The following is a 13,362-nucleotide window of genomic DNA, read 5'->3' on the forward strand; positions in this document are numbered from 1 at the left end:
CCTCAAGTCTTATTGTCTTTATCCTCTCAATGATGTTTGTCATTTCAAATATTTCAAATCTGCTTGAAAATGAACACCCACGCTTAGCTGCGATTTATGAGTTGGAAATTAATATTAATGAAGCGGCAACCGAAGTGTTTATTGTGAGTCGTACACATGTCAATCAAAATCAGAATAAGCATCTATTTGAAGATGCAATCTTAGACTTTAAAACTAATTTTGACATTTACGATGCTTCACAAACGGAGGTGGATCGGCTAAATGAAAAAACACATTTATTTAAAGAACAAGCAGAAAATTTCATCGCCTTAGGAAGAAATATTTTTGAGTCGAACAGTGATTTAGTTCAAGAGTTGAATCAATTGCAAGCGCTCCTTTCTAATCACATTGATTACTTAGTCGATAAAGAATTTCAGAAAAGCTTAATCAATACGTCTGTTACACAGCAAGATGCCGATCAAGAAATTGATATCAATTTGTATGAAATTATCTCGGCTGTTAGAGGGTATGTATTGGCGCCTGATCCGATGTTCTCGGATCGTATTATGGATTCAACGAGTGATATCTCCCATTGGATTTCCGTGTATCAGTCTCAACCCATGACTCAGCAGCAGCAGGGGTATATCAACCAATTAATGATGGATGTGCAGCGTATCGAAAAACTTAGCATTAAGGTTATATCATTAAAGGACAATATCGTTAAAGACTTGATTCAATTTCAAGAACTTTATCGGCAAATTGATGACCTTTTGGATACGAACATCCAATTAGAAGAGCAAGCACGATTAGACCAGCAGGCAGTTCAAATTAATAATGTATTGAAGTATTTGACAGCCTTTATGATACTGACGATCTGTGTGACCATGTTAATTTTGTATGGTGCGACTCAACCTATTATCAAGGTGATAAAGGCTTTAAATCAGAGTTCATCACTCTTTTCGACGTCGGGAAAAATTTCTCTGCCAAAGACTCAAGATGATGAGTTAGGAGAGCTTGCCGATCAGATGAAGCGTATGATGCAGTCGGTCAATGACACCCACCAAGAGCTTAAAGATGCTGCGCTACATGATCCTTTGACAGGATTGCCGAATAGGGCTTTATTGTTTGATCGAATCAATCGTCTGATATCGGCGCAGCCTCGATCGAATCAGCTTTCGGCCATTGTCTATTTAGATTTGGATGATTTCAAGCGTGTCAATGACACCTTTGGTCACGCTGTTGGTGATGAGCTACTCAATCAGATCTGCCAGAAAGTTGAAGGGCTCTTGAGACAAGCAGACACCTTATCTCGGGTGGGTGGCGATGAATTTATAATTCTTTTACCTAACCAAGTTGATAAAGCACAAACACGTCAAATTTTAAACCGGATACTGGAAGCGGCAGTCGAGCCAATGGATATCAATGGGCATACAATTCAAGTGTCGTCCAGTATTGGGGTTACCTTTTTATCGAATGATAATTTGGACGATGCGGATCAATTAATTCAACAAGCCGATCAAGCCATGTATCAAGCTAAGAATTCGGGCAAAAATGCCATTTGTTTTTTTGAAGATATCCAGCGGCAATGAAAGCCGTTTTAGGGGACGGCGTACTGACGATATTAATCTTGAAAAGTAACCAGGCCTGGGCGAATTAAGCCATCCAATAGAGGGTTAAGCTAATGCCGAAAAAATAGATCAGTAAGGTGAGTTGAAGCATTCTTTTATTGGCTTCTCGACTGTTTAACGCATCAAAACGCGGTAATTTTCTGAGAATTTTAAAGCTTCCCCATAAAATTCCAAGCGCTAGAACCGTTAGCACCATGCCTGAGATTAAAGTTTGTAACACGGGATATCCTTTCTCTTTATAATGAAGCTATTGTAATTTAAAAGTTTGTAAAATTTATGACATCAGATGCCAACATGCCTCAACAAAACGCGGCTAATCAAAGCCTGCTCGGCAAGCACACGCCCTATTGTCATACCTATGACCCAGGGTTACTGTTTCCCATTCCTCGCCAAGAAAAACGAACAGAATTAGGCATTTCCTCCGATAGTTTACCGTTTTCCGGACAAGATGTTTGGACCGCTTATGAAGTGTCATGGTTGAATGCTAAAGGGAAACCTTTAGTTGCTTGGGCGGAGTTTATTTTTAGTGCTTATTCGCCAAACCTGATTGAATCCAAGTCTTTTAAACTGTATTTAAACTCTTTTAATGGCACGCGTTTTGAAAGTGTTCAGGCGGTAATCGACAGTTGGCAACGAGACTTATCGGCCGCAAGCGGGGCACCTGTTGAGGTACGATTGCATGATCTTTCGGAAGATCAACAGCTTGTGGGGTCCATGCCCGGCGAGTGCTTAGATGGGTTGGATATTGAGATCAGCCACTATCAAGTGTTGCCGTCTTTGTTACAGGTGAAGTCCTCTACCGAAGTTGCGGCCTGTTGGCACAGTCATCTCTTAAAATCAAATTGTCTCGTGACGGGCCAACCGGATTGGGGATCGGTATTGATTCGTTATGAAGGTCCTGAAATTGATCCAGAAGGATTGTTACGCTATATCATTTCTTTTCGTGAGCATAATGAGTTCCATGAGCAATGCGTTGAACGCATATTTTGCGATATTATGGCGCAGTGCGCCCCCACGAAACTCACCGTTTATGCGCGCTATTTACGTCGAGGAGGCTTGGATATCAATCCTTATCGATCTAATTTTGAAAAAACTTTTAATTTGAGTCGCTTAATTCGACAATAGTTAAAAAACCATAAGTTTGATTTAAATCATGTTTTACGATAGGGTTGGCGTTTGTTAAATAATAAGCTTTATCATTTTTTGCAACCTTACGGTAGAATGCTTGCATTATGAATCAGTCATTTGCCCCTAGCCTTCAGCGTCCACAAGACAGTTCACACATGCCATTATTAGTGTCACACTTCATGCACTATGGATTAGTGACGTGTTCGTCTGATACGTTGATTAAAACGGTTATTCAACGGTTTAACCAACAGAAAATCGGTTCCATCTTGGTAGAGGAAGACCAAGAAATTGTCGGTATTTGGACACGAACCGATTTTGTAAAATTGGATATTACCCAACCGGACATATTGTTCCAGCCCATAAAAGAGGTGATGAACTCGCCTGTTTGTCGAATCCATCAAGATGAGCTGATTTCATCCGCCACCTACCTTTTTCACAAAATGAAAATCCGTCATTTGTTGGTGGTTGATAATAGCGGTGATGGTGTTGGCGTTTTATCCGAGCTGGATTTGGTGAATGCCAAACAAAGTGAATCCTTTTTAGATGGCATTTTGCTTAAAGAATTAATGAGCGGTCATTTAAATTGGGTGATGGCCGATGCGGCTTTGTCGGATGTGATGACCGTAATGGCAAATAAGTCGGTTGATGCCTTGGTGGTGAAAGACGAAGATGCTCATGGCTTAATTTCGATTAGGGATTTATTAAAACATTTTGCCGAAGATGTTGAATCGCCATCTTTACCCGTTCGAGAATTGGCTTCTTGGCCTTTAAAGAGTGTTTCTGAATTGCAGAGCCTAGCAAATGTACGCCGTTTGATGATTGAAAACAATATTCATCATTTGGGCGTTGAAACGGCTACGGGCGAGTTAGTTGGGCTGATTAGCTTTACTGAATTGTTGCAGCATATTGAAGAAAATTTTCATTATCATGCTAGCCGAAGCATTAAAGAAAAAGAGCATCGGATATTAGAGGCCGAAACCCTTTATCGTGATTTATTAGGCATGTCCTCAGATGGGATTCTCATTCATCAAAATCATAAGATTGCCTTTGCCAACCAAGAAATTATTCGCATGCTGGGGTACGACGAAAAGACCTTATTGTCTTTAACACTTGAGGCCATTATTCCACACCAAAATCGTGAAGATATTTTGGCGTGTATGGATGACAATGATCGCCATCATCCGACAACGTCTGTGCATGAATTATTGTGTCATGATGGCCGTCTTTGTCAGGTACAAATGACCCATAAACCCATTACTTACCATGCGGAACCTGCGCACCTTATAGTCATCAATGATCTGACGTTTTTAGCTGAAAATGAGCGCTTTCAAATGCTAACCCGCTCGGTATTTGATAATGCCGGAGAAGGGATAGTCGTCACGGACGTCGAGAACCGATTTGTATTGGTGAATAGAAGATTTGAAGAAATTACCGGTTATCGTTTTTCGGATGTGGTTGGCAAAAAACCGTCTATTCTGAGTTCGGGTCAGCATAATCAAGCCTTTTATGAAGATATGTGGCAAACCTTAAAGCAGGAAGGGGTTTGGCAAGGAGAAATTTGGAATCGCAAAAAGGATGGAACCATTTATCCAGAATGGTTAACGATTAATGAGGTTAGAAGTAATGCTGGTCGCGTTATTCATTATGTAGGTTTAATGAATGACTTGAGCCAGCAAAAAGCCACCGAGCAAGAGATAAATCGCCTGTCTTTTTATGATATTTTAACGGGCTTGCCCAATGTATCGTTATTTAAGAATCGTTTACAGCAGGCGATAAAAAAAACACGTAGTGAAACCAAGCAAGTGGCGCTACTCATTGTTGATATCGCCCGTTTTAAAACCATTAATGATGCGGTGGGTTATGAATATGGCGATCAACTGTTGAAAAATGTGGCCATGCGCCTCAATAAGATGCTGGATTCTGAGGATTCTGTTGCTCGATTGGGTGCTGATAATTTTTTGATTCTGTTAGAGTCGATCATGCATAAGAATGAAGTCTCTGAATTTGCTGAACAGCTTTTATCTTTATTTAAAACCCCCTTTGAAATTGGCAATCAATTCCATGTGTTGGATGTCAAGGTGGGGATCGCGATTTCCAGTCAGGATGGAGATCAAGCATTGGATTTAATGAAGTCGGCTGATGAAGCTTTGTTTGAAGCTAAAAAGGCGCCCCATAGTCAATATGCTTACCACACAACCGCATTGACTGAATCCACGACGGAAGTGTTTTATTATGAAAATGCACTGAGAAAAGCCATCGATCAAAAACAGTTGGTGGCCTATTATCAACCACAGATCGCATTTGATACCGGAGAGGTGATTGGTGCAGAGGCGTTGGTGCGTTGGACTCACCCTGAATTGGGTTTGGTGATGCCCTATAAATTCATTGATATTGCCGAGTCAACCGGATTAATTATTCCTTTAGGTCGAGATATGTTATTGCAGGCTTGTCAGCAGTGGTTCGACTGGAAATCACAGGGGTTGGTTTTGCAACGCATATCGGTCAATGTTTCTACCGTACAACTCATGCATCCAGGGTTTGTATCAACGGTCGCTGAAGTGTTACATTTAACGGGTCTTAAGGCAGAGGTGCTTGAGCTGGAGGTGACCGAAAGTTTCTTGCTACAGGATGAACAAGCTGGTATTGAAATGCTTCATCAACTGAAAGAACTGGGTGTGAAGCTAGCAATGGATGACTTTGGTACCGGCTTTTCTTCGCTGTCCTATCTTAAAAAATTGCCATTAGATCAGCTTAAAATTGATCAATCATTCATTCGATCGCTTCCAGATGATAAAGAGGATATTGCCATTGTTGATGCCATTATTGCCGTGGGCAATGCAGTGGGTGTAGAAGTCATTGCTGAGGGCGTGGAAAAACAGCGACAAGTCGCTTATCTACAACAAAAAGGCTGTCAGCTAGGGCAAGGATATTGTTACAGCCCGCCATTAGAGGCAAAGGCCTTTATCTCTTGGTGTCAGAATCATCTGAAATCGTCATAAACAAGTGTCATAAAAATATTTGTTCATATTTGTTCTATTATAACGCGTAGTTTTCAGTAGAATGGTGAAATTGTTTCTAACTTATCTGATTGAGATTGATACAAAATACAGTCAGCTATGGCCTGATATGGCATAGTTGTTGCATACCAAAACGGCGCTGTTGGTTGGTGTCTTGGATTGGGAAAACAATGAAACTCTCTTTTGGGCGCTCGATAATGTTATAGATGGAGGTTGCATGAAAATACAATTAAAAATCACCTTATTAATGATACTGGCACTGGTGGTATCGGGTGGTGCAATGGTTTCGAATGCGTTTCTTGGAATATCCGACTTCGCGCATGAACAAATAGAACAAAATTCTCAGCGCGGTCAAGCGCTTGTCACCGAACTTATTAGTCAACAGCAAGGCTCTGTCAATTCAATTTCCCAGACCATTTCAAGTAATCGCGTGCTTCAAGTCGCTTTGAAATATAACACCGGCGACAAGCAAGAGATGATGACAAAATTTTATAAGCAATATCATGAAAATGATGCGGCGGTTACTGCCGTTGAATTGACGGATAATCAGGGGGTTGTGTTAGCGCGCGGCCATAACCCGAAAAAGAATGGCGATAATAAATCAGCTAATCCACTTGTTGCTAGGGCGTTGAAAGGTGAGGCGGCTGCCGGGTTAAATTATTCAAAGTCATCTGGAAAGGTGAGTTTGGATTCGGTATACCCGATTGTCTTTCAAGAAGAGGTCGTGGGGACGCTTAAGGTTGGGTCTTACCTTAATAATGATTTCGCCCATAAACTGAAATTGCTTTCGGGCTCAGATATTGTTTTTATCGCAGGAAATCAAGTTGTCGGCCATTCTATCAGTGAGTTAACGCAGGAGAAAATGACACAGTCACTCAATATCCTCGCTGACCAGAGTCTCAGTGACCTAAATTTGAATGGTTTGCACTATGCACGAAATGAATTGATGCTTGAAGGTGGCAATGATCTGAATGCGAAAGCCGTATTATTAACGGATTTAACCGTGATAGAAGAAGCTCAATCGCAAATGATTCGTAATATGGTGCTGTTTGGTTTTTTCATCGCGGTGGCCTTAATGGCGCTGACATTTGCCCTAGTACGTAATATTGTTAAACCTATTACACAAGTCACTGAGTTTTTATCTACCGTCAGTGAACGGTTTGATTTCAAAGCACGTCTTCAGTTAAGCAGTAAGGATGAAACCAAGCAAATGGGTGAAGCGGTTAACCAGCTTCTCGATCAGCTAGACCAAGGTGTTTATGATGTTAATGATGTATTAAAAAGCTTAGCAGATGGTGACTTTACCCATCGAGTTAAGAAAGAGTATGTTGGCGATTTAGATCAATTAAAACAAAATGTGAACCAAACGGCTGAAAACATTTCAGAAGTCATGAGACAAACCAACCAAGCACTCGATTGGATGTCAACGGGACAGTTTGATCAAACGATTTCGCATCAAGCGAAGGGGGACTATAAAGCGATATTGGATAAGGTTTCCATGACCCTTTCTAGCCTAAGCGAAATTATCGTGAATATTGATAGTGTGATGAATAAGGTTGCAGGGGGAGATTTTGCCCAAAGAGTCGATGCGCCAGCTCAAGGGCAACTTGACAGTATGAAGTCCAACATTAATGAAACCATGCAACAGCTTGAGTCTGTTGTTGGGGATATTGTTCAAGTCATGCAAGCACAAAGCAAAGGGGACTTGACCAAGGCGGTTAGCATCGAGTGTTCTGGGCAATTGTTGGGTTTAAAAGACTCCATCAACCATAATGCTACGAACTTAAATGACATTATTCTAAAAGTTCAGCACATTGCTCAGGAGGTCAATCAATCGGCTAAAGAGGTCGCACAGGGGGCGATGGATTTAAGTGATCGTGTTCAGCAAAATGCGGCTTCCGTAGAAGAAGGGTCAGCCACTATGGAAGAGTTTAGCGCGGCAGTGTTAAATAATGCAAAAAGTGCTAAACAAGCGACCCAGCTTGAACAAGAAGTGCAACAACAGGCTAAGCAGGCTGCTTTAGTCATGGATCAAACGATTGAGGCCATGAGTGCAATTCAAGAATCCAGCCACAAAATTGCTGATATTGTTACCATCATTGATGGCATCGCGTTTCAAACCAATTTATTGGCACTCAATGCGGCCGTTGAAGCGGCCCGTGCTGGAGACCATGGTCGTGGTTTTGCAGTGGTAGCAGGTGAAGTACGGAGTTTAGCTGGTAAGTCAGCGGAAGCAGCCAAAGATATTTCCCGTTTGATAAATGAAAGTGTTGAGCGGATCAATCAAGGAACCCGTTTGGCAGGCGAATCGGGTGAAGCTATCAATGGTATCACTCAGCGAATTGAAACCGTTGCCGAAATGAGTGAGCAAATTGCCAATGCATCACAAGAGCAGACCAAGGGTGTTCAACAGTTACAACAAGCGATTAGTAGCATCGATTCAGCAACCCAGCAAAATGCGGCTTTAGTTGAAGAAACGTCTGCTGCTGCAGAAAGTATGTCGGATCAGTCCCGCGGTTTAGAAACAGAAATGGCGTTCTTTACAATTAGTCAAAATGGTCAGGTCAAGCTTACGCCTCCACCGAAAATCATCAGCCCAGTGACGAAACCGGCACCGTCGATTCCTAAAAAGGAAGAACCTGCGCCTATGAAATCGTCTGCACCAATCCCGTCTTCTGATGATGAATGGGGTGAATTTTAAGCGTTTTTCCCAGGCGGCTAAGATGGGTTAGTGACCAGCTCAATAAAGTCATGCACAAAACTGGGAAGATAGCGATTGGATAAGAAACCAACCTTGGTTGTGCAAGCGCTCAACCAAGGGGTTAAATCGATAACGGTTAGGTCTTTATCGAGTTTGGAGTCAATCGCCATTTCGGCAATAATTCCTACCCCAAAGCCTAGTCGGACGTAGTCTTTTATCACATCACTGTCAGTCGCATATAAATCCACTTCTAAAGTCAGTCCTTCATCTTTGAAGACTTGTAATATCTTGCCTTGCCCTGTCATACCCGCCATATAGGTCAGAATGGGGTAATCTGCAATCGCGGCGAGATTGAGCGGTCCGTCTATTAAATGATGATGGTTGGGCACAACCAGAACATGGTGCCAGCTATAGCAGTCAATTTTAGTCAGCTGTTCACAATCATCCAGGGCTTCCGTGCTGATTGCCAAGTCCACCTGTCCTTGCTTGACCCAATCCACAAGTTGTTTCGGAGTGCCTTGTTCAATGTGAACCTTCACTTTTGGATGACTGCGTTTAAAAGCGACCAGTTTCTTCGGCAAGAAATATTTTGCCTGGGTATGGGTGCAAGCAATTTTAAGGTGAGCTGATTGCGGTTGATGAAAATCCAAGGCAATTGCATAGATATTATCCTGAGCCAGTAACATTTTCTCAGCTTGTTGCAAAATCTTGAGGCCGGTTTCGGTAAAGCCGGTTAATCGTTTTCCTTTTCGTTCAAAAAGCGCTAAATTCAGTTCTTCTTCTAATAGCTTTAATTGCCGAGTTCCAGCAGATTGCACAATATGCAGTGCGTCACTGGCTGCAGACAGATTAAATTGGTTGCGATTCAATTCAATGAGTAATTTGACTTGACTGAGATTCATAGCCGCACCTGATCAAATATATCTATAAATTAGATAATAATATTAAAAAACATCATTATATAAAATAAAGATGACTGGGTAAAATGCAACTTATTAAAAAAGGCATAACCTGGATGTCTCATATATTTCTACTCAACGACAGTGCAAATTTATGAAATATTCCGGTTAAATGGAGATGGCTTATGTTATTTGTTGCACAGCGTCAATTAGGGTATCCGTGGTTTTGGATTGCCAGTGTTTTTATGTTGGCATTGGTGTTTTCAGTGTCAGAATTTCGATTACAGCTATTGTTAGTTTTGGGGATTGCTTTAGGGGTTTCTTTAAATTATTTCATTTTTGGTTTTACCAGTGGCTGGCGTCAATTCTTTTCCACGGGAAGAACCGAAGGGATTCGTTCTCAGTTGGTGATGTTGATGCTTGCCAGTCTACTCTTTACGCCACTCATTGTTCTACAGCAAATTGGAGATCAAAGCTTTCAAGGCTTAGTGCGACCGGTGAGCAGCTCAGTGGTCTTGGGGGCATTTATGTTTGGCATCGGGATGCAGTTGGCCGGGTCTTGTTCATCAGGAACCTTAAATCGTGTGGGACAATTACGCCCTCTATCGATTCTTACTTTTGGCTTTATGTTTGTAGGCGGTCTTGTCGGCGCTTACTATTACGGTGAATGGGTAAATTGGCCGACCTTGGCGCCTTTTTCATTTACCGAGCTAGGTAATGGTTTCGGCATTTTGATAAGCGTTGTAATCTTAGCAGTGTTTTATAGTGTCTTTTCAAAACTCGAAAAGCGACGCCATAGTAATGTAAATACGTTGTTCGCACAAAAATCCGATGCAACTGGGCTGGCCGCTTGGCATCCATTATTGATTGCAGCCATATTTCTGGCTATTTTGAACTTTGCGGTTTTTTGGGTGTCGGGTCAGCCCTGGTCAATAGCTTCAATATTTACCGTTTGGAGTATTAAGTTTTCCGATTGGGCAAGTTTGGGACTCGATTGGCCATTTTGGGAGGTCATGACGTTGTATGAAACCCGTATTGATCGACCTGTACTAGAAGACCCCGTTAGCCTAACGTCAATTGGTGTTATTTTGGGTGCTTTTTGGGTAACGTTATGGCACCGAAAAGCGACTAATAAAATGCCAGTTACCCCTATCAGTTTAGCGGGCGGGATTATCGGCGGGCTGTTAATGGGCTTTGGTGCTACCTTATCTTACGGCTGTAATATTGGCGCCTTTTTCAGCGGCGTGGCATCCGGTAGTCTCCATGGTTGGGTTTGGATTTTTGCAGCGGTGCTTGGCAACTGGGTCGGCTATAAATTGATGACAAGGTTCAGTGTAGGACGTTAAGCGCGCGCATTTTGCTGAACCCTCGGCAATGGCTTAAAAGTCAATGGTCATAGAGAAATTGTAGTTAAGGTTTTCATGCCCTAACGTAGAGGCCGTTGGTTCAACATCATATTGATAGCTAATATCAAAAGTTATCTGTAGCGGCCCGATAACCTCGGCATTAATACCCGTTGAGAGGCTTGCTTGATAGTCTGAAAAGCGATTCATTTGGGGTTGAAAGTATAGAACCCCCATCCACTGCGTTGTTTTTGACAATGGATATTTTAAGGCACTGAATAGGTTTAAGCGGTTTGCTTGGGTGCGATGATTTGAACGATCTAATTCGATCGCGCTTTCGTCAACGTGCATGATGCCGAGTCCTGAGTGTCCATGAAATTGCGAAAAATTTGTTTCGATGCGCATACCGCCACCATATAAGGTCCGTTTCCGATTAAAAGTAAACGGCTGATATTCCTTTTGGGTGAAAATTTCCCAGTCAAGTCCAGGTGCAAATTGATGGGTGTGCCTTAGGTGGGCAAAATACTCTTCATCATCTTTAACGCCGTCAGAAGTTCCATAATTCAGCGCACCAATTAACAGTGTGCGGTTTTTGTCTTGAACCCATTGCGTTCCAAGTGCCACTGCTAGAGCGCTTTTATCCGTGTTACCTTGTTTACCATCCAACGTTAGCGAAAAGTTTGATGACCATCCAGGCTTATCCTCATCCATTCGTTGCGTTTCAATATTAACAATGGCCGAACTGGTTGTTGGGACTAATAGAGAGGCCATTAAAATGACAAAATAACGTTTCATTGCTCGATTCTCAAAGTAACAGATATGACTGCGTTCAGCATGCTGAACGCTATTTAACAGGGACGAATTATAGCGGTTTTTGACTGGGAAGCGTTAAACAGAAAGTGGCCAACCTATTAATAAGATGCTTAAGGTAACCAATCCAATAAACAGGTTCATTGGTAAGCCCACTTTCAAAAAGTCTTTGACAGTGTAGCCGCCAGGACCATAAACCATTAAATTGGTTTGATAACCAAGCGGGGTAGCGAAGCTGGCGGAGGCAGCCATCATAATGGCAAAAATAAAGGGTTCATTGTTTAAACTGAGTTTGTCCGTCATCTCAAGAATGATGGGGAGCATCAGTACGGCAGCCGCATTATTCGTAATCATTTCGGTTAAGACTGACACGGTGAAATAGGTCAGCACTAATAATAACCAGGCCTGGCCAAAACTCAGTTCAATCATCCCCTGTGCGAGCAAATCGGCAGCTCCTGTTTTATTTAGAGCTGCGCCCAGTGCAAAAGCCGCTGCAATGGTAATAATAACCGGTAAGTCTAGGCCTTTTTCTGCTTGAGCTACTGTGCAAGCGCCAGAAATTACCATTAAACCTGCGCCGAGTAACGTGGCATGCAACATACTTAAAATACCAAAACTGGCGGTAATGACGACTCCGACTAGAATGGCAAGTGCAATATAGGCACGATCATGACGTAAACGCGCTTGATCATGTTCGTTAATGAGCAGAAAATCACGATTATAGCGCTGACGACTGACAAAGGCAGGTCGCGCCTCCAGTAATAATGTATCTCCGGCTTCGAGTTTGATGTTTCCTAAATTACCTTTAATCCGCTCGCCATTACGGGCAACGGCTAAAATAACAGCACCATACCGATTCCGGAAATGCACATCGCGAATAGCATAACCGACAGCCTCACAGCTAGGCGAAACGACGGCTTCGACAATACGCCTCTCGGCACTTTCTTTATCAAGCGTCGTGTTACCTTCGGACAAGGGGGCTTCCAGACCATTGATTCGTAAGAGGTCGCTAATCGCTTGGGTGTCGCCTGCAAACACCAGTCGGTCATTCCCTTTTAATTTTTCTTCAGAAGACACGGCTGTAATGATACTGCCTTCGCGCTCAATTTCGACCAGATAGAGGCTATTGAGATCACGCAAACCCGCTGATTGAATAGTCTTACCAACCAAAGGCCCTTGTGGTGAAACCAATACTTCTAGCGTAAATTCTCGAAAGTTTGAGAACATTTTCTGATCACTGCGATTCGGTAACCATTTGGGGAAAAACCACCACATAAAGACCAGCCCTGCAATGGCGACAGGCAGTCCTATCAGGGTAATGTCAAATAATGAAAAGCCTGCTTCACCTGTTAGACTTTGATATTGACCATTGATGACAAGATTCGTGCTGGTACCTATCATGGTGAGTGTGCCGCCAAGAATGGCGGTGTAACTTAATGGTATCAGTAGCTTTGAGGGGGCAATATTGATTTTACGCGCCCACAAATGGATGGCCGGGATCATAGTGGCCACCACCGGAGTGTTATTTAAAAACCCGCTAAGTACCGAAACCGGCAGAAAGATACGAAGTAACGCACCTCTTTCCGATTTGGGGTTACCCAAAAAGGTATTGACGATTAAATCAATGCCCCCTGAGGCATAGACGCCCGCTGCCAATACAAACATAGCCGCCACTGTAATTAAGCCAGGGTTGCTAAATCCCGCCAGTGATTCTTCAATAGACAAGATGCCACTAACACTGAGTAGTGTTAAAGCGGACATCATGACAAAATGAGGTTTTGCCTTCGTAAAAACTAATACGAGTAGAACTGCCCCAGTCAGTAGTAGTGAAAACCACCCTTGCCATTCCATTCCGCA

General features: G+C 42.5%; 9 protein-coding genes. 5 read left to right on the forward strand and 4 right to left on the reverse strand.

The features are described 5' to 3' along the window. The first annotated feature begins 29 nt into the window (after positions 1-29). Positions 30-1,568, forward strand: coding sequence for a diguanylate cyclase domain-containing protein (locus CYQ88_RS04900; RefSeq protein WP_101840234.1), 1,539 nt, complete (start codon positions 30-32; stop codon positions 1,566-1,568). A gap of 64 nt (positions 1,569-1,632) precedes the next feature. On the opposite strand, the gene CYQ88_RS04905 is transcribed toward CYQ88_RS04900, so the two are convergent. Then, positions 1,633-1,827, reverse strand: a complete 195-nt coding sequence (locus tag CYQ88_RS04905; RefSeq protein ID WP_101840235.1) for a hypothetical protein — start codon at positions 1,825-1,827, stop codon at positions 1,633-1,635. Positions 1,828-1,901: 74 nt separating this feature from the next. Here CYQ88_RS04905 and queF point away from each other — a divergent pair, with 74 nt between their 5' ends. From queF to CYQ88_RS04920, 3 genes are all read left to right on the forward strand, one after another. Further along, positions 1,902-2,732, forward strand: a complete 831-nt coding sequence (queF, locus tag CYQ88_RS04910; protein ID WP_101840303.1) for an NADPH-dependent 7-cyano-7-deazaguanine reductase QueF — start codon at positions 1,902-1,904, stop codon at positions 2,730-2,732. A 107-nt stretch (positions 2,733-2,839) separates the two neighbouring features. Further along, positions 2,840-5,734, forward strand: a complete 2,895-nt coding sequence (locus tag CYQ88_RS04915) for an EAL domain-containing protein (RefSeq protein WP_101840236.1) — start codon at positions 2,840-2,842, stop codon at positions 5,732-5,734. 235 nt (positions 5,735-5,969) lie between these two features. Next, entirely contained in the window at positions 5,970-8,453 is a 2,484-nt protein-coding gene (locus CYQ88_RS04920; protein ID WP_143483763.1) for a methyl-accepting chemotaxis protein, read from the forward strand. A 17-nt stretch (positions 8,454-8,470) separates the two neighbouring features. Here the strand turns inward: CYQ88_RS04920 and CYQ88_RS04925 are convergent, their stop codons facing one another. Then, positions 8,471-9,355 carry a LysR substrate-binding domain-containing protein gene (locus tag CYQ88_RS04925; RefSeq protein WP_101840238.1) on the reverse strand — a complete coding sequence of 295 codons (885 nt, stop codon included), beginning with the start codon at positions 9,353-9,355 and terminating at the stop codon, positions 8,471-8,473. A 182-nt stretch (positions 9,356-9,537) separates the two neighbouring features. Here CYQ88_RS04925 and CYQ88_RS04930 point away from each other — a divergent pair, with 182 nt between their 5' ends. Beyond that, positions 9,538-10,698 (forward strand): YeeE/YedE family protein, encoded by a 1,161-nt coding sequence (locus CYQ88_RS04930; RefSeq protein WP_101840239.1) that lies wholly within the window; start codon positions 9,538-9,540, stop codon positions 10,696-10,698. Between the two features lie 33 nt (positions 10,699-10,731). Here CYQ88_RS04930 and CYQ88_RS04935 read toward each other — a convergent pair whose 3' ends face one another. Next, positions 10,732-11,490, reverse strand: coding sequence for a DUF481 domain-containing protein (locus tag CYQ88_RS04935; protein WP_101840240.1), 759 nt, complete (start codon positions 11,488-11,490; stop codon positions 10,732-10,734). A 93-nt stretch (positions 11,491-11,583) separates the two neighbouring features. Then, positions 11,584-13,356 (reverse strand): SLC13 family permease, encoded by a 1,773-nt coding sequence (locus CYQ88_RS04940; protein ID WP_101840241.1) that lies wholly within the window; start codon positions 13,354-13,356, stop codon positions 11,584-11,586. Between the last annotated feature and the right edge of the window lie 6 nt (positions 13,357-13,362).

The sequence above is a fragment of the Hydrogenovibrio sp. SC-1 genome (assembly GCF_002848135.1).
Taxonomy (GTDB): Bacteria; Pseudomonadota; Gammaproteobacteria; order Thiomicrospirales; family Thiomicrospiraceae; genus Hydrogenovibrio.

What these genes read in the sequence shown, in the direction of transcription:
- CYQ88_RS04925 (WP_101840238.1), bottom strand. Translation starts at nt 9,355, where the DNA reads ATGAATCTCAGTCAAGTCAAATTACTCATTGAATTGAATCGCAACCAA.
- CYQ88_RS04915 (WP_101840236.1), top strand. Translation starts at nt 2,840, where the DNA reads ATGAATCAGTCATTTGCCCCTAGCCTTCAGCGTCCACAAGACAGTTCA.
- CYQ88_RS04930 (WP_101840239.1), top strand. Translation starts at nt 9,538, where the DNA reads ATGTTATTTGTTGCACAGCGTCAATTAGGGTATCCGTGGTTTTGGATT.
- CYQ88_RS04935 (WP_101840240.1), bottom strand. Translation starts at nt 11,490, where the DNA reads ATGAAACGTTATTTTGTCATTTTAATGGCCTCTCTATTAGTCCCAACA.
- queF (WP_101840303.1), top strand. Translation starts at nt 1,902, where the DNA reads ATGCCTCAACAAAACGCGGCTAATCAAAGCCTGCTCGGCAAGCACACG.
- CYQ88_RS04920 (WP_143483763.1), top strand. Translation starts at nt 5,970, where the DNA reads ATGAAAATACAATTAAAAATCACCTTATTAATGATACTGGCACTGGTG.
- CYQ88_RS04940 (WP_101840241.1), bottom strand. Translation starts at nt 13,356, where the DNA reads ATGGAATGGCAAGGGTGGTTTTCACTACTACTGACTGGGGCAGTTCTA.
- CYQ88_RS04900 (WP_101840234.1), top strand. Translation starts at nt 30, where the DNA reads ATGATGTTTGTCATTTCAAATATTTCAAATCTGCTTGAAAATGAACAC.